At 54.4% G+C, this 17,297-nt stretch carries 14 protein-coding genes; 9 read left to right on the top strand and 5 right to left on the bottom strand.

The genetic code is table 11. From position 1 onward, the window contains the following. Nucleotides 1–2,043, bottom strand: a complete 2,043-nt coding sequence (gene prlC, locus LZP96_RS20620) for an oligopeptidase A (protein WP_258926316.1) — start codon at nucleotides 2,041–2,043, stop codon at nucleotides 1–3. Nucleotides 2,044–2,256: 213 nt separating this feature from the next. Here prlC and LZP96_RS20615 point away from each other — a divergent pair, with 213 nt between their 5' ends. The 4 genes from LZP96_RS20615 to LZP96_RS20600 all read left to right on the top strand — a co-directional run bounded on the left by LZP96_RS20615 (nucleotide 2,257) and on the right by LZP96_RS20600 (nucleotide 6,931). Next, nucleotides 2,257–3,099, top strand: a complete 843-nt coding sequence (locus LZP96_RS20615) for a 23S rRNA (adenine(2030)-N(6))-methyltransferase RlmJ (protein WP_064327842.1) — start codon at nucleotides 2,257–2,259, stop codon at nucleotides 3,097–3,099. A 71-nt stretch (nucleotides 3,100–3,170) separates the two neighbouring features. Next, complete coding sequence (gene gorA / locus LZP96_RS20610; protein ID WP_064327843.1) at nucleotides 3,171–4,523, top strand: glutathione-disulfide reductase; 1,353 nt, start codon at nucleotides 3,171–3,173, stop codon at nucleotides 4,521–4,523. Nucleotides 4,524–4,724: 201 nt separating this feature from the next. Then, complete coding sequence (locus tag LZP96_RS20605; protein WP_258926315.1) at nucleotides 4,725–5,003, top strand: monooxygenase; 279 nt, start codon at nucleotides 4,725–4,727, stop codon at nucleotides 5,001–5,003. A 278-nt stretch (nucleotides 5,004–5,281) separates the two neighbouring features. Then, nucleotides 5,282–6,931, top strand: coding sequence for an alpha,alpha-trehalase (locus LZP96_RS20600; RefSeq protein ID WP_258926314.1), 1,650 nt, complete (start codon nucleotides 5,282–5,284; stop codon nucleotides 6,929–6,931). Between the two features lie 14 nt (nucleotides 6,932–6,945). On the opposite strand, the gene LZP96_RS20595 is transcribed toward LZP96_RS20600, so the two are convergent. Then, complete coding sequence (locus tag LZP96_RS20595; protein WP_258926313.1) at nucleotides 6,946–8,547, bottom strand: STY4199 family HEPN domain-containing protein; 1,602 nt, start codon at nucleotides 8,545–8,547, stop codon at nucleotides 6,946–6,948. A gap of 150 nt (nucleotides 8,548–8,697) precedes the next feature. On the opposite strand from LZP96_RS20595, the gene LZP96_RS20590 reads away from it, so the two are divergent. Both LZP96_RS20590 and LZP96_RS20585 read left to right on the top strand, forming a co-directional pair. Then, entirely contained in the window at nucleotides 8,698–9,246 is a 549-nt protein-coding gene (locus LZP96_RS20590) for a GNAT family N-acetyltransferase (RefSeq protein ID WP_064327847.1), read from the top strand. A gap of 54 nt (nucleotides 9,247–9,300) precedes the next feature. Beyond that, nucleotides 9,301–9,609 carry a lysozyme gene (locus tag LZP96_RS20585; RefSeq protein WP_258926312.1) on the top strand — a complete coding sequence of 103 codons (309 nt, stop codon included), beginning with the start codon at nucleotides 9,301–9,303 and terminating at the stop codon, nucleotides 9,607–9,609. A gap of 29 nt (nucleotides 9,610–9,638) precedes the next feature. Here the strand turns inward: LZP96_RS20585 and LZP96_RS20580 are convergent, their stop codons facing one another. Both LZP96_RS20580 and LZP96_RS20575 read right to left on the bottom strand, forming a co-directional pair. Beyond that, a complete protein-coding gene (locus LZP96_RS20580; RefSeq protein WP_258926311.1) occupies nucleotides 9,639–10,241 on the bottom strand; it encodes a response regulator transcription factor in 603 nt (200 codons plus the stop codon). A 162-nt stretch (nucleotides 10,242–10,403) separates the two neighbouring features. After that, nucleotides 10,404–11,162, bottom strand: coding sequence for an SDR family NAD(P)-dependent oxidoreductase (locus LZP96_RS20575; RefSeq protein ID WP_064327850.1), 759 nt, complete (start codon nucleotides 11,160–11,162; stop codon nucleotides 10,404–10,406). A gap of 119 nt (nucleotides 11,163–11,281) precedes the next feature. On the opposite strand from LZP96_RS20575, the gene LZP96_RS20570 reads away from it, so the two are divergent. The 3 genes from LZP96_RS20570 to LZP96_RS20560 all read left to right on the top strand — a co-directional run bounded on the left by LZP96_RS20570 (nucleotide 11,282) and on the right by LZP96_RS20560 (nucleotide 14,843). Beyond that, complete coding sequence (locus tag LZP96_RS20570; protein ID WP_064327851.1) at nucleotides 11,282–12,181, top strand: LysR family transcriptional regulator; 900 nt, start codon at nucleotides 11,282–11,284, stop codon at nucleotides 12,179–12,181. A 51-nt stretch (nucleotides 12,182–12,232) separates the two neighbouring features. Continuing rightward, on the top strand, nucleotides 12,233–13,258 hold the full coding sequence (yhjD, locus tag LZP96_RS20565; RefSeq protein WP_258926310.1) for an inner membrane protein YhjD: 1,026 nt from the start codon (nucleotides 12,233–12,235) through the stop codon (nucleotides 13,256–13,258). A 262-nt stretch (nucleotides 13,259–13,520) separates the two neighbouring features. Beyond that, nucleotides 13,521–14,843 (top strand): MFS transporter, encoded by a 1,323-nt coding sequence (locus tag LZP96_RS20560; RefSeq protein WP_064327853.1) that lies wholly within the window; start codon nucleotides 13,521–13,523, stop codon nucleotides 14,841–14,843. Between the two features lie 378 nt (nucleotides 14,844–15,221). On the opposite strand, the gene LZP96_RS20555 is transcribed toward LZP96_RS20560, so the two are convergent. Then, entirely contained in the window at nucleotides 15,222–17,282 is a 2,061-nt protein-coding gene (locus tag LZP96_RS20555) for an AsmA family protein (RefSeq protein WP_258926309.1), read from the bottom strand. Nucleotides 17,283–17,297: the final 15 nt, after the last annotated feature.

The following is a 17,297-nucleotide window of genomic DNA, read 5'->3' as shown; positions in this document are numbered from 1 at the left end:
CTAGCCCTTAATACCGTAGTGCTCCAGCATGGCATCCAGCTGCGGCTCACGGCCACGGAAGCGCTTGAACAGCTCCATTGGCTCTTCAGAACCACCGCGCGTCAGGATGTTATCCAGGAAAGACTGGCCCGTTTCACGGTTGAAGATCCCTTCCTCTTCGAAACGAGAGAAGGCGTCGGCTGCCAGAACGTCGGCCCACAAATAGCTGTAGTAACCGGCTGCGTAGCCGCCCGCGAAGATATGGCTGAACGCATGCGGGAAGCGGCCCCAGGTGGGTCCAGGAATCAACGCTACCTGCTTTTTAATCTCCGCCAGCGTGTCGAGGATTTTCGCCCCCTGAGCCGGATCAAACTCCGCATGCAGACGGAAATCGAACAGGCCGAACTCCAGCTGACGCAGGATAAACATTGCCGCCTGGTAATTTTTCGCCGCCAGCATTTTATCCAACAGCGCTTTTGGTAACGGCTCGCCCGTCTCGTAGTGACCCGAGATGAACGCCAGGGCTTCTGGCTCCCAGCACCAGTTTTCCATGAACTGACTTGGCAGTTCGACTGCATCCCATGGCACACCGCTAATACCCGACACGCCCGCGGCTTCGATACGCGTCAGCATATGGTGCAGACCGTGACCAAACTCGTGGAACAAAGTGATCACTTCGTCATGGGTAAACAGCGCAGGTTTGCCGCTGACCGGACGGTTGAAGTTGCAGGTCAGGTAGGCGACCGGTTTTTGCAGCGAGCCATCTGCCTTACGCATCTGACCAACGCAATCGTCCATCCAGGCCCCGCCACGCTTGTTTTCGCGTGCATACAGGTCGAGGTAAAAGCTGCCGCGCAGTTCATTTTTATCATCATACAACTCGAAGAAGCGCACCTCAGGGTGCCAGACATCCACGTCGTGGCGCTCTTTGGCGGTAATACCATAAATGCGTTTGACCACTTCAAACAGGCCGTTAACGGCTTTGTTTTCCGGGAAGTAAGGACGCAGCTGTTCGTCGCTGATGCTGTAGAGATGCTGTTTCTGTTTTTCGCTGTAATACGCGATATCCCACGGTTGCAGGTCATCCACGTTGAATTCGGCCTTCGCGAAGGCACGCAGCTGAGCCAGCTCTTTTTCACCCTGTGGGCGGGCGCGTTTCGCCAGATCGGTTAAGAAGTCGAGTACCTGTTGAGGGTTTTCTGCCATTTTGGTGGCAAGCGATTTATCCGCGTAGCTGTCAAAGCCCAGCAGTCCGGCCAGTTCATGGCGCAGCGCAAGGATTTCAGCCATTACCGGGCTGTTATCCCATTTACCGGCATTTGGCCCCTGGTCAGAAGCGCGCGTGCTGTAGGCGCGGTATAACTCTTCGCGCAATGCCTGGTTATCGCAATAGGTCATCACCGGCAGATAGCTTGGGATATCCAGCGTGATCAGGAAACCTTCCTGCTCTTTCGCTTCAGCCTGTGCTTTCGCCGCGGCCAGCGCGCTTTCCGGCATACCGGCCAGCTCAGATTCATCGGTAATCAGTTTCGACCAGCCCATGGTGGCGTCGAGAACGTTATTGCTGTACTGGTTGCCCAACTCAGACAGACGCGCGGCAATCTCACCGTAGCGCTGCTGTTTCTCTTTCGGCAGACCAATACCGGATAGCTCAAAGTCACGCAGCGCGTTATCTACCGCTTTTTTCTGCGCAATATCCAGCGAGGCATAGTGCTCACCGTCCCGCAGATCGCGATAAGCGTTGTACAGCCCTTCATTCTGCCCAACCCAGGTGCTGTATTCAGAGAGCAGCGGCAGCGTTTGCTCGTAAGCTTCACGCAGCTCCGGGCTGTTTTTCACGGAATTCAGATGGCTGACCGGTGAAAACAGGCGACCCAGCACGTCATCCACTTCAGCCAGTTTCTGGCACAGATTTTCCCAGGTGTACGGCCCGCCCTGCGCAACCACGCTTTCTACCGCTGAGCGGCAATCATCCAGCGCTTTGGTGACCGCAGGGACCACATGTTCAGGCTGGATTTCAGAAAACGGTGGCAACGTAAACGGGGTCAGTAATGGATTGGTCATAAGCGCTGTCCTGTTGAAGAAGGTGAATGAAGCGCGCATCCGGCGCTATGCATATTCTGTTTAGAATGGGGGATAGTTCCGTGAATTTCAATGCCAGGCGTTGCGCTTTCGCGGCGCTGCCGACTTTTCTGTATACTGTGCCAATACGCACTCTTTTTGCCTGATGGCGCGCTGCTTTCGGGCCTACGCTTACAACCTGGAATACCTTTACCCATGCTCAGTTATCGCCACAGCTTCCACGCGGGCAACCACGCCGATGTCCTCAAACATACCGTTCAGAGCCTGATTATTGAATCACTGAAAGAGAAAGAAAAACCGTTTCTCTATCTGGACACCCACGCAGGCGCAGGCCGTTATCAGTTAAGCAGCCAGCATGCGGAGCGTACCGGTGAATATCTGGAAGGTATCGCGCGCATCTGGCAACAGGATGACCTGCCCGCCGAACTGGAGCCGTATATCAGCGTGGTTAACCATTTTAACCGTAGCGGCCAGTTACGTTACTATCCGGGCTCGCCGCTCATTGCGCGCCAGCTGCTGCGCGAGCAGGACAGTCTGCAACTGACTGAGCTGCACCCAAGCGACTTCCCGCTGCTGCGTTCTGAATTCCAGAAAGACGATCGCGCACGCGTGGAAAAAGCCGATGGTTACCAACAGCTGAAATCGAAGCTGCCTCCGGTCTCCCGTCGCGGCCTGGTGCTGATCGACCCGCCTTACGAAATCAAAACTGATTATCAGGCAGTGGTGACCGGCATTCATGAAGGCTACAAACGTTTTGCTACCGGGACCTACGCCCTGTGGTATCCGGTGGTCCTGCGTGCGCAGATTAAACGCATGATTAAGGAGCTGGAAGCCACCGGCATTCGCAAAATTCTGCAGGTTGAACTGGCCGTCCGTCCTGACAGCGATCAGCGCGGGATGACCGCCTCCGGCATGATTGTCATTAACCCACCGTGGAAGCTCGAAGGGCAGATGAACAACGTGCTGCCGTGGCTGCATAAAAAACTGGTTCCTGCCGGAACGGGCCACGCGACCGTCAGTTGGATCGTGCCGGAGTAATCGCAATCATCGGTGGAACCTATTGATTTCAGGTATACAATCGCGGCAATCAGACATTAAGGATAAGACCCATGAGCAAGCATTATGACTACATCGCCATTGGCGGCGGCAGCGGCGGTATCGCCTCTATTAACCGTGCAGCCATGTACGGCCAGAAGTGTGCGCTGATCGAAGCCAAAGAGCTGGGCGGCACCTGCGTTAACGTCGGCTGTGTACCGAAGAAAGTCATGTGGCACGCGGCGCAAATCCGCGAGGCCATCCATATGTATGGCCCGGATTACGGCTTTGACACCACCATCAATCACTTTGACTGGAACAAACTGGTTGCCAGCCGTACCGCTTATATTGACCGCATCCATACCTCGTATGACAACGTGCTGGGTAAAAATAACGTCGATGTCATCAAAGGCTTTGCCCGCTTTGTTGATGCGAAAACGATCGAAGTCAACGGCGAGACGATCACGGCCGATCATATCCTGATCGCTACCGGCGGCCGTCCTGCCCATCCGGATATTCCCGGCACGGAGTACGGTATCGACTCTGACGGTTTCTTCGAACTGCCTGCGCTGCCGAAGCGCGTTGCGGTGATCGGCGCCGGTTATATCGCCGTAGAACTGGCTGGTGTGATTAATGGTCTGGGCGCTGAAACCCATCTGTTCGTGCGTAAACATGCTCCGCTGCGCAGTTTTGACCCGCTGATTGTCGAGACGCTGGTTGAGGTGATGAATGCGGAAGGCCCCACGCTGCATACCCACGCCGTGCCGAAAGCGATCGAAAAAAATGCCGATGGCAGCCTGACGCTGACGTTAGAAGATGGCCGCAGCCAGACCGTAGATTGCCTGATCTGGGCTATTGGTCGCGAACCGGCGAATGACAATTTCAACCTGGCGGTGACCGGCGTTGAAACCAATGACAAAGGCTATATCGTTGTTGATAAGTTCCAGAACACCAGCGTGCCGGGCATTTATGCGGTGGGCGATAACACCGGGGCCGTCGAGCTGACGCCCGTTGCCGTTGCCGCAGGCCGTCGCCTGTCCGAGCGCCTGTTTAACAATAAGCCGGATGAGCATCTGGATTACAGCAATATCCCGACCGTGGTCTTCAGCCATCCACCGATTGGCACCGTGGGCTTAACCGAACCGCAGGCACGCGAGCAGTATGGCGACGACCAGGTAAAAGTGTACAAATCGTCCTTTACGGCGATGTACACCGCGGTGACCTCTCACCGTCAGCCCTGCCGCATGAAGCTGGTCTGCGTCGGCCCGGAAGAGAAGATTGTCGGGATTCATGGTATCGGCTTCGGCATGGACGAAATCCTGCAAGGCTTCGCCGTCGCGCTGAAAATGGGCGCGACGAAGAAAGATTTCGATAACACCGTGGCGATCCACCCTACTGCGGCAGAAGAGTTTGTTACGATGCGCTAGCATCCATTCGCTTCACGCGCAAAAACTGGCCCCCTGCGGCCAGTTTTTTTTTGCCTGGCCCAGGGTCACCGGGGATATGAGGCAATGAACCAATGAATGAAATGTACAATCGGTAACAAATTTGTCCGTCGCAGAAAGCCAGTTTAGCTACGCTTATCTTCAGCCGAATCATTCACCTGTGAACAGACAATGAGACAGAAAATGCACGTAAAAATTACCGCCAAACTGATGGCGAAATTTCATCTGACCCTGGCTCTGGTCTGGGCGATGTTGACCATCCCTACGCTGCTCTGGTGGAAAAACAGTATCCTTTGGGTTTCGCTGATGAGTATTTACGCTATCGTTATTTCCCACCTGGCGGCGTACAGTGCAGCACATGCGGAAAAAGCGGCCAGCCAGGCCCTGAGTGAAAGCGCGGGCGCAAATGAAAAAGCGCAGCAGAATAGCGCCAAACTCAACCAGGATTCCCGCCACGCCTGAGGGAGATCTTCCACGGGGTGAACGACATTTCAGGGCGTTTTTCATCAATATTGGCTAAACGAATCTTCTGAATTTCCTGGCACCCGCATGTTCCGTATTTTTACCATTCCTGCATGACTATCAGTAAGATACCGTGATTTTCGGGGAACGTGATGGCGAATCAAAATGTGATCTACCGCACACTTCGCTCCACATTCACCGAAGCGAGTGTCTAAACTTAATACATGTCCAAGAAACACCCGTATTTGTGACGACGCAAACCGGAGGTCCTAACCACCATGTTCAACCAGAAACTACACGCCGCTGACATCGTAGAATTCGAAATCGCAGAAGAGCTGCGCTACGAAACCGATCCCTGCGAGTTAAAACTGGATGAAATGATCGAGGCGGAGCCGGAACCGGAAATGATTGAAGGGTTGCCCGCCTCTGACGCGCTGACCCCTGCCGATCGTTATCTGGAATTATTTGAGCACGTGCAGTCGACACGTCTGTTTGCCGACAGCAAAACCTTTCCTGACTGCGCGCCCAAGATGGATCCGCTGGATATTCTCATTCGTTATCGTAAGGTTCGTCGTCACCGGGATTTTGACCTGGCCCGCTTTGTTGAAAACCACTTCTGGATGCCCGATTCGCTGACTACTGAATATGTCTCGGATCCGAGCCGGACGCTGAAAGAGCACATTGATAACCTGTGGCCGGTCCTGACGCGCGAGCCGCAGGATCACATCCCTTGGTCGTCGCTGCTGGCCCTGCCGCAGGCATATATCGTGCCCGGCGGACGCTTTAGCGAGACCTACTACTGGGACTCTTACTTCTCCATGCTGGGGCTGGCAGAAAGTGGCCGTAACGATCTGCTGAAATGTATGGCGGATAACTTTGCGTGGCTGATTGAACGCTATGGTCATATCCCTAACGGCAACCGCACTTACTATCTGAGCCGTTCTCAGCCGCCCGTCTTCGCCCTGATGGTGGAGTTGTTTGAAGAGGATGGCGTACGAGGGGCGAAGCGTTATCTGGACCATCTGAAGATGGAATACGCCTTCTGGATGGACGGTGCGGAATCGCTGATGCTGAACCAGGCGTACCGTAGCGCGGTGCGTATGCCGGATGGATCGCTGCTCAACCGCTACTGGGATGACCGCGATACGCCGCGCGACGAATCCTGGATTGAGGATGTCGAAACCGCACGTCATTCCGGACGACCGCCGAATGAGGTCTATCGCGATCTGCGTGCCGGTGCCGCGTCCGGCTGGGATTACTCGTCGCGCTGGTTGCGGGATCCTGGCCGTCTCGCCAGTATACGCACGACACAGTTTATCCCTATCGATCTGAACGCCTTCCTGTTCAAGCTCGAAAGCGCGATAGCCAATATTTCTGCCTCCAAGGGCGATAAAGAGACCGCTGACCTGTTCCGTCAGAAAGCGAGCGATCGCCGTGCTGCGGTTAACCGCTATCTGTGGGATGAGGAAAACGGATGCTATCGCGATTACGACTGGCGTCGTGAAGAGATGGCCCTCTTTTCTGCCGCCAGTATTGTGCCTCTCTACGTTGGCATGGCGACTCACGAGCAGGCCGAAAAACTGGCCGACGTGATCAAAGCGCGCCTGCTGACGCCAGGCGGTATTATGGCGACCGAGTATGAGACCGGCGAGCAGTGGGATAAGCCTAACGGCTGGGCGCCGCTGCAGTGGATGGCGATCCAGGGCTTTAAACAGTACGGCAACGATTCACTGGGCGATGAAATTGCCTGGAGCTGGCTGCAAACGGTGAATCATTTTTATAAAGATCACCATAAGCTGATTGAAAAATACCATATCGCCAGCAGCACGCCGCGTGAAGGCGGCGGCGGTGAATATCCGTTACAGGATGGCTTCGGCTGGACTAATGGCGTGGTACGCCGCCTGATCGGGCTGTACGGCGAACCTTAACGCGACATGCGGCACTAGCGAATGACATCATAAATGGCGGTCTGAATAGACTGCCATTTTTTTGTATTGCTGTCAGGCTGGGCCAGCGCGCGTCGTTTTGCCTGCTCGGCCTCATATTTCTGGCGTTGCACCACGGCAGGCACGGTACAAAATGCCTGCAGAAACGTTTTACGCATCGACGTCAGCTCGTCACCGTTCGCCATGGCGTGACTGAGCGTGGTGATAAAGCGACGACACGGCTTCTGCTCCACCATTTGCAGGCGATAGCGCATCAGTATCTCCAGCACGTCTTCGTGGTTCTGCGACAACGCCTGTTCGGTCCAGGAGAGCTTCCAGTCCATTCCCCCTTGCAGGAAAAGCAACGCCACGCGTGAATCGTTACGCTCGATGGCGGAACGGAAATTACTCTCGTCCCAGGTGATCCCCATCCTGGTGAGGGTCTCTCTGGATGACGGTTTCTCACGCATGGTCTGCGGCGGCTGTGCTGCCTGACTCTCCATGCTGACCTGCGCTACCGGTGTGGCCGGCTCACTGCTGGTGACCAGCCAGACGCCGCCCGCAATAATGGCGATCACCATGACGCCGACGGCCCCCCAAAGGGTGGTAGAGATCAGCTGATCGCGCTGCTCAGGCGTACGGGGAGTCCGCTGCGTCGGTTTTTCAATGCTGTCGCGCACCTCAAACAGATCGCCGCCGGTCTGCCGATCTCTTTTCTGCGCCTCTTCCCAGAAGTTGTGCAGCTCACCCGCATCGACCGACATCAGCCCGGCCGGGTTTATACGCGTGCGCCCTTCTTCAAACGCGCGCTGAACCGGCCCCGCAATCTGCGTATAGTAGTTGTCGAGCAGCAAAATTTGCGCGGAACTTAACGGTTGCTGAACCGTGAGCGCGTTGCGTATCTGACGTATATCATCCAGGAAAGTCTGTAAGGTTTTGCGCGGCTCGACCAGCAGCGTCAGCATGGTGCGGTCATTAAATATCGGCGAGTAGTAGCGGCTGAACTCTTTTTTATCCACCACCATCTGGGCCAGTTCGCTGAACATCATGCCGCTGAGCACGTCGTTACGCTCCGCCTGCTTAAGCCAGCGGCGCACGCGATCGGCATTGAACAGGGTTTTCAGATGATTGTTCAGCCGCACCGGATCGGGCCATGCCTGCAAAATCAGCGATTTCAGGATGAGCTCCAGCGCCCGCACCTGTTTGTGCGCCTGCTGTTGCTGCGAATCGCTGCCGGCTATGAGCTCGGTGTTATAGCCCAGCAGGGGTTGTTGCAGGCGCAAATGCTCCAGCGCGGTCACAAACCGCACGGCGGCAATAAGCTGATTCTCACTTACGTCCTGACCGCTTTCATACTGCGGAACGCGCTGCTGTAACAGCCTGAGCTGTAAGGTGAAGTCCGACATTTCGGCGTCATTCAGGTTCAGGCGTTTTGCCACCGCGCCCCATCCTCCCAGGGCCAGGCGCGCAGAATCGAGTTGTTCCAGGAACCAACGTGGATCTTTACCTTCCGCAACGTGAACATTCAGAAGCAATAAGATTTCTATTGAAGCCTGCCGGATAATAGCCAGACAGTGTTCAAATTGTTCGCGGATGTGGTGCGATGGACTCAGTGTCATCATTTTCCTTAACGTACATTGGCAGCGAATTATGCTGGCCAAAAAAAGTCATTTTTCTTTTAATTTCTGCGTACTTAAACCATAACTGAGTTTATAGATAAATAAAGTGACAGCTCTATAATCAATGAAAATTATCCCTGGAGAAAACCTATGCTTGCCCTGACCACTCCGCGCCTGACCTGTTCTCCCCTACGCGAGGAGGACTGGCCCTTTTACCTGTCGCTGCAGCAGCATCCTGACGTTATGCGCTATGTCGATGAGGCCAGGCCAGTCGCTGCGATTCGGCCAGCATTTGATGCGCGTCTGCCCGAGTGGCTCCCCGGCAGTCCGCACTGGCTTTGCCTTGTGGTGCGAGAAACAGCTACCCAGACACCGCTCGGCGTCACTGGATATATTCATCGGGAAGATGATTGTGCCGAAGTCGGGTTTCTGTTCGCACCCGAAGCGCAGGGAAAAGGATTTGCCGGAGAGTCACTGCGGGCTGTCTGCGACTTTGCCTTTACCCAGGGCGGGATCCGACGCCTGATCGCCACGGTCACCGTGGGCAATATCGCCTCAAGACGACTGCTGGAAAAAGTCGGCTTTGTACTGGAAGGGGAGCTGAGAGAGAGCTATTTTCTGGCTGGCCGCTGGCAAAACGACTGGATTTTTGGTCTGCTCAAAAGTGAATATCATCACGATCAACCGCCATTTGGCTGATAGGCCCTGCGCCCTGTTTCCTCTACAGTCTTCCCTGACTGAGAGGAAACGATAATGACAGGTCATTCACTTACTATCTCTTATGAAGGTATCGCGCTCATTAAGAAACACCATGGACTTTCCCTGGAAAAATATCGGGACGAAAAAGGGCTGTGGGTTATTGGATATGGGCATGTCATAACGGCATATGAGAATTTACCGACGATCATTACGCCGGAAATGGCCGACATTCTTCTGGTAGAAGATTTAGCGGAATGCGAAAAAGTACTGAGTAAAATGAATATCTCCCCGCTGCAACCCGACGAGCACGACGCGCTTATCGCGATGCTGTTCAGCAGGGGGATTTCACGCGATCTTGCGTAATATCATTCTCATCTACTGCATGGGTGATATCAGGCCACGCGGCTATAAAGCAGCGCTGCCTGCGTCCGGTTTTTAACGTCCAACCGACGGAATAACGCTTCTAAATGTGCCTTAACGGTCGCCGCACTGATATTAAGCGCCCGGCCAATCGCTTTGTTCGATTCACCGTCAGCGAGTAATTTCAGAACATCCAGCTGGCGTTCGCTCAGGCAGGACAACCCCTGCTGGCCTGCAGCGGACGATTTAAGCCATTTTCCGGGGATGCAGGCCATGCCTAAAGAGACCATCTGCAAAATAGACGTGTACAGATCCGCAGCGGCATTACGGGGAATAATAGCCAGCACATTTCGTTGAATAAGCTGCTCTATCCATTCGCTATTTTTCCGATTCAATACCACCACTTTGCTAATAGCGGGAAAACGGCTGCCGATCTCTTCCAGCAGCCATAAACAGTATTCGTGATGCATTTCCCCATCGACCATCACGATGCCGGTGGGCGTCGAGGACAACAGTGACCATAATTCATCTGTCTGACTTGTCCCCTCAATATGCCACTCCGGAGTGATGGCGTGTAAATGGGTAACCACTCCCTGAATAAATATTGGCTGCCTGTCAAAAATGACAATGTGCATTATTTTCTTCTCCTGTAAATCGGCATAGCGACTCATTTTACAGGGGACGTTAATAAGAAAAAGCGCCCACTCAGGAAGGGTTACAAAACACCCGGCTCATGAGACATATCTTAAACTTTGACATATATGCCTTAAGGATAATCTCAAGACCCGGAAAAACCATTACAGGAACATGCCGCCTGAAACTTCAATACGTTGCGCATTCATCCAGCCCAGCTTATCGCTCAACAAGGCCGCAATGGCATCACCAATGTCATCCGGCAATCCAACGCGCCCCAGAGCCGTTTGTGAGGCCAGCATTTTGTTTAGCTCGCCGTTATCCCGCACGCGGCCACCGCCAAAATCGGTCTCAATCGCGCCAGGGGCAATAATATTTACCGAGATCCCCCGTGCGCCCAGCTCTTTAGCCTGATAACGCGTCAGCACCTCCATGGCCCCTTTCATGGCCGCATAGGCGCTGGAACCAGGCTGTGCAAAACGGGCAAGCCCGCTGGAGACATTCAGAATACGTCCGCCATCTTTGATTAAGGGTAAGAGCCGCTGAGTCAGGAAGAACGGCCCCTTAAAATGAATGTTTAACGCGTCATCAAATTGCGCTTCAGTGGTGTCTGCATACGGCGCGTATAAACCGGTGCCGGCATTGTTCAACAAATAATCGAAGGCGTCGCGCTGCCACACATGCTTAAGCTGCGACTGAACCTCTTTGGCGAAAGGCTCAAAGCGGCTGACATCGCCCACGTTTAGCTGCAATGCCACGGCCTTTACGCCTTTTTCTTCAATTTCACGTACCACAGCGAGCGCCTCTTTCTGGCTGCTGTTGTAAGTGAGGATGATGCCTGTGCCCATTGCTGCCAGCTTCAATGCCGCGTTCTTGCCCAGTCCGCGGCTGCCGCCAGTCACTAATGCGATACGTTCTGTCATAAGAAACCTCGTTTTAGCTGTGATGTAGATTGAGAAAGAGCTTATTAGGTGATAGAAAATCAATAAAGATGCTCAAAAACGTTTTACTGTTTCAGTTGCAACAACAATGAGGGCAGGCTATGGATAAAATTCACGCAATGCAGCTCTTCATTCGCGTCGCCGAACTGGAAAGTTTTTCCCGCGCAGCGGACACGCTCGGCCTTCCTAAAGGTAGCGTATCGCGTCAGATACAGGCGCTGGAAAACCTGTTAGGCACGCAGCTTTTGCACCGTACCACGCGCCGCGTGAGCCTCACGCAGGACGGTATGGTCTATTACGAGCGGGCAAAAGATTTGCTGGCAAACCTCGATGAACTGGACGGACTATTTCAGCACGATCCCGCCAGTATCAGCGGTCGACTACGTGTCGATATGCCCGTCGGCGTTGCACGAAATTTAATCATCCCCAAACTGCCCGCGTTTCTGCAGCAGTATCCGGGCATTGAACTGGAACTCAGCAGCAGCGATCGTCTGGTTGACGTGGTGCGCGAAGGGTTTGACTGCGTGGTACGGGTCGGGACGCTCAAAGACTCGGGGTTGATTGCCCGTCCGCTTGGCAAACTGTCGATCGTCAACTGCGCCAGCCCGGATTATCTGACGCGCTTTGGTTATCCGCAGAACCTGGACGATCTCGCCTCGCATGCGGTGATTCACTACTCGGTTAATCTGGGTACACGACCACAGGGTTTTGAGTTTTTTAACGGCGATACCACGCACTGGATCAAAACCGGGGGGATTCTCACCGTAAACAGCACCGAGACCTATCAGGCTGCCTGCCTCGCCGGGCTGGGCATTATTCAGGTGCCTCGCGTGGGGGTTCGGGAAGCCCTGCGGGCGAAAAAGCTTATCGAAATTTTGCCGCAATATCGTGCCGAAGCGATGCCGGTCTCCCTGATTTATCCTCACCGCCGCAATCTCTCCCGGCGAGTCCATCTGTTTATGGAGTGGCTGACAGAACTGATGAAAACCTATGTCGACTAGTCACAAGCTATACTTTCATTTACATCCAGCCAAACGAAAAGGAAATGACGCGTGACGCCGGAAAACAACCCGCAACGACCGACCCCTGAAATTGATTTCGAACCCATCAAAAAGATGGAGACCAGGCCAGAGCCGGAAAAAGAACCCGGCAAGGCAAACAAGGCGCTGGCGACCGTCACGGATACGGCAGAGAAGATCCAACGCCGGCCGATGATTGCGCATATTATTCGCGCGGCAGAGCGTTTTAGCGACCGTATGGGCAACCAGTTTGGTGCAGCGATTACCTACTTCTCGTTCCTGTCGATGATTCCGATCATGATGGTTTCGTTTGCCGCCGCGGGTTTTGTGCTTGCTTCACACCCCACGCTGCTGCAGGACATTTTCTCTAAAATCCTGCTGAACGTCAGCGATCCCACGCTCGCCGCCACCCTTAAAAGCACGATCAACACGGCGGTGCAGCAACGTACCACCGTGGGTATCGTGGGGCTGTTAATTGCGCTTTATTCCGGGATTAACTGGATGGGGAACCTGCGTGAAGCCATTCGCGCCCAGTCGCGTGACGTCTGGGAGCGGAAACCGCAGGATCAGGAAAAGATATGGGTGAAATATTTACGCGATTTCGTGTCGCTGATTGGCCTGCTGTTTGCCCTGATTGTCACGCTGTCTATCACCTCTGTAGCCGGCTCAGCGCAGCAATTAATAATCTCCGCGCTGTATCTGGATAACATCGAATGGCTTAAACCCGCGTGGCGGGTGATTGGGTTAGCCATCTCTATATTCGCGAACTATTTGTTGTTCTTCTGGATATTCTGGCGTTTGCCGCGTCATCGCCCGCGTAAAAAAGCGTTAATTCGCGGTACCTTGATCGCCGCCATCGGTTTTGAGGTCATAAAGATTGTTATGACCTACACCTTGCCCTCGCTGGTTAAATCCCCTTCTGGCGCGGCATTTGGTTCAGTACTTGGCCTGATGGCCTTTTTCTACTTCTTTGCCCGTCTGACCTTGTTCTGCGCGGCCTGGATCGCCACGGCAGAGTACAAAGACGACCCAAGAATGCCCGGCAAATCACATCGTTAATACACTGAGTGGGCTGAAAATTTCAGCCCAACTTTCCATTTCAGCATATAAATCCAGCCCGTAACTTTTATTTAACCAAAAACCAGTTTTATTCACTGATATTAGAAAAACGTGAAGCATTTCATAGAAGTGATTTTGCTGGTCTGAAAATTATCCCCTTTTTGCCTCTTTTTTCACCACACGCCGGGATTGTTACACATTGAAATGTCGGTTTTGCTGTGCGTAATATGGCCCTTCGTTCGTCTAAAAATAAGAAATTACTATGCAAGCCACAGCCACCACTCTCGATACTGAACCGGAAAGCACGCCGGTAAACTCGCGTAATAAAGTCGTCGTTGCCTCTCTGATTGGCACCGCGATCGAATTCTTTGATTTCTATATTTATGCGACCGCTGCGGTTATCGTCTTCCCGCATATCTTCTTCCCACAGGGCGACCCAACCGCTGCAACGCTGCAATCGCTGGCAACGTTCGCTATCGCCTTCATCGCCCGCCCGATTGGCTCTGCGGTCTTCGGACACTTTGGCGATCGCGTGGGTCGTAAAGTGACCCTCGTCGCCTCGCTGCTGACGATGGGGATTTCTACGGTGGCGATCGGTTTGCTGCCGACCTATGACACCATTGGTATTCTGGCCCCGATGCTGCTGGCGCTGGCACGCTTTGGTCAGGGCCTGGGACTGGGAGGCGAATGGGGCGGTGCGGCCCTGCTGGCTACCGAGAATGCCCCGCCGCGTAAACGTGCCTTATACGGTTCGTTCCCGCAGCTTGGCGCCCCTATTGGTTTCTTCTTCGCTAACGGAACGTTTCTGCTGCTCTCCTGGCTGCTGACTGACGAGCAGTTTATGAGCTGGGGCTGGCGTATTCCGTTTATTTTCTCTGCCGTGCTGGTTCTGATTGGCTTGTATGTGCGAGTCTCGCTGCATGAGACCCCGGTGTTCGCCAAAGTGGCGGCGGCGAAAAAGCAGGTGAAGATCCCGCTTGGCACGCTGCTGACCAAACATCTTCGCGTGACGGTGCTGGGCACCTTTATCATGCTGGCGACTTATACTCTGTTCTACATCATGACGGTCTATTCAATGACCTTCAGTACCGCCGCCGCGCCGGTTGGCCTGGGTCTGCCGCGCAATGAAGTGCTGTGGATGTTGATGATGGCGGTGATTGGATTTGGTGTGATGGTGCCGATTGCCGGCCTGCTGGCGGACAAGTTCGGTCGCCGCACCACCATGATTGTGATTACGACGCTGATCATTCTGTTCGCGCTGTTTGTCTTCCCGCCGCTGTTAAGCTCCGGCAGCCCGGCGCTGGTGATGGCCTATCTGCTGATTGGTTTAAGCCTGATGGGGTTGACGTTTGGCCCAATGGGCGCGCTGCTGCCTGAACTGTTCCCGACCGAAGTGCGTTATACCGGGGCATCGTTCTCCTATAACGTCTCGTCTATTCTGGGCGCGTCGGTTGCACCCTATATCGCCACCTGGTTACAGGCGAACTACGGATTGTTCTACGTGGGGGTTTACCTGGCGTCTATGGCGGCACTCACGCTGATCGCGCTGCTGTTAACGCATGAGACTAAACATCAGGCTCTGTAATTGTTGATGGCCGGGGGGCGGCGACGCCCGACCCGGCTTACTGTTCTGTTCCAGTATGATGCCCTCACCCCGACCCTCTCCCACAGGGAGAGGGGGAACACCCTGCTGCACCTTCTTCTTGTGGGAGAGCGAGCGAGTAGAAGGGAAAACCGTGCGGTTCCCTCTCCCTGTGGGAGAGGGGGAACACCCTGCTGCACCTTCTTCTTGTGGGAGAGCGAGCGAGTAGAAGGGAAAACCGTACGGTTCCCTCTCCCTGTGGGAGAGGGGGAACACCCTGCTGCATCTTCTTCATTTGGGAGAGCGAGAGGGTAGAAGGGAAAACAGTACGGTTCCCTCTCCCTGTGGGAGAGGGCTGGGGTGAGGGCATCAGCCCGCACATCACTTTTTCATCTGCGACAATATCGTCCGGCATTGATTCGCATCGCCTTCCGACGGGGAAATCAGCGCCAGTAACGCCGCCGCTGGCGTCACCAGCGTCGCCAGAGCGGCTGCCACTGCACCTCGTGCAATCAGCGGCCCGGCTTTTACGCCCGCCTGCGGATTTTTGAAGGTGCCCCGGACATACAGCGGTGAACGCAACGTAATAATACGGAACCCTTTACTCTCCGGATTAATGGTCAAATCAAGCTGTTCAGAGGCCATACTCGCGGTGCCCGTGACGTTAATCACTGCATTCTCGGTGTCAAAGGCAAAGATCTGCGGACGCGCCACGCCATTGACCAAATCCAGGTTGGCTGCCGCACAGTTTACCCGCACCTCATCATCGCCAAAAATCTGGCCGATAACGAAGTTACCCACGTTCAGCCCCAGGATTTCCATCAGGTTACGGCTCACCAGCCCGTCATTCATCAACAGCTTGAGATTACCGTTGCCGCTGCCAAGCAGTGCTGCGACAGAGTTCCCGACGCCGCGAATCTCCGCGTCGCCGTTCATTTCACCAAGCGTTTTCTGCATCAGCTCCACGTCAGGCATCAGCTCTTTAAGCTTCAGCTTGCGGGCCTTAATGTCAGCGCGGCCCTGCATCGGCTTTTTATCCCCCTCAAGGTGGATATTCGCGCTGATGGTTCCGCCTGCCATGCCAAATTTCAGCGGCTGTAAGCGCAGGTCGCCGTTTTTGAGAATAACGTGGGTGGACAGGTCGCTCAGCGGCAGAGAACTGCCATGCTCGATTTTACGCCCTTTGAAACGCACATCGGCGTCCATCACGTCCCACTTATCGGTTTCAAAGCGATCGTAAGGCAGCACTTTGCCCGCAGGCTGAAGATCTTTTTCACCCTTTTTCTGCTCTGAATTTTTCGATTTTTGCGCCCCTTTACCGGAGTCGACACCAATCAGCGGACCTAAATCGGCCAGGCGAAGCTGGCGGGATTCCATATCCCCTTCCAGTTTTGGCCGTGGCTTACCGGTGGTATAGGTCAGGGAGCCGTGAATATCGCTGTCGCCGATACGGCCATTAAACCCGCGATAGTCAAATACGGAAGATTTTTCAGCATCGATCTTCGCCACCAGCCGACCGTCCGTTTCAAACGGCGGCGTATCCGGCAGCAACACGCCAGTGAGATCGTAAAGTTCACCCAGCGAATCGCCGGCAAATTTCAGCTGGAGATCCACGCCGCCCATGTTCATCGGGTCGTTAACGGTACCCACGAAGGCCACACGGGTATTGCCGGAGCGGAAATCAGCCTGCACCGGGAAAGGCGTGCCTTCGCTGCGTAACGCTAACATCCCGCCTATTTTCCCTGAACCGGTCACCGCCTGGTCGTTGTAGCGCCCTTTCGCTTTCAGGCCAAAGACATAATCACCAATCCGATTTTTATCATCTTTGCCTTTGCTGCCAGAGACTTCACTAAACGGGAGCGGCTTCCCGAGCGGATCAACCAGGATCTCCACGTCGGCTTTGCTGACCTTATCGTCGATCGCGATCCGTCCGCGATCGAACAAAATATTATCCAGACGGAAAGACCACGACGACGGCTGCGCGTTGGGATCTTTTTCGCCGCTGCTCGCCAGGTTGAACGTCCAGTTGTTGTTTTTTTCCGACAGGCGGATCAGCCGCGCATCCGGTTGTTGCAGTTTGATCCAGGGTAAATAGACGGTTTTCGTCAGCAGCGCCAGCGGCGCCAGCGTGGCTTCTACGCGGGGCAGATGCACCATCGTCACTTCAGGAATGTCTGGCGGATTGCCGAGGACAATATCGTTGGCATGAACGTGCGGCCAGGGCACCCAGCTTCGCCAGCCGGTTTCCGTTTTCTGGCGTTCCCATACCACGCCTAAATCCCCGCGAATCGCGAAGGGCCGGTTGAGTTCAGTGGAGACTTTCTGGTTGATGGTCGGTTTGAGACGGTTCCAGTCAAACGTCGCAATAATGATGATTGCCACCACAATCAACAACAAGAAGATCCCTACTATCCAGGTGATAATCCTGGTCGTTTTAGTCATTGCTCTGTTCCTGCC

Origin of the sequence: Huaxiibacter chinensis, assembly GCF_022171985.1 — a bacterium.
GTDB lineage: Bacteria > Pseudomonadota > Gammaproteobacteria > Enterobacterales > Enterobacteriaceae > Enterobacter > Enterobacter chinensis_A.
Note: the sequence above shows the minus strand (reverse complement) of the source record. Positions and strands in the feature narration are given on the sequence as shown.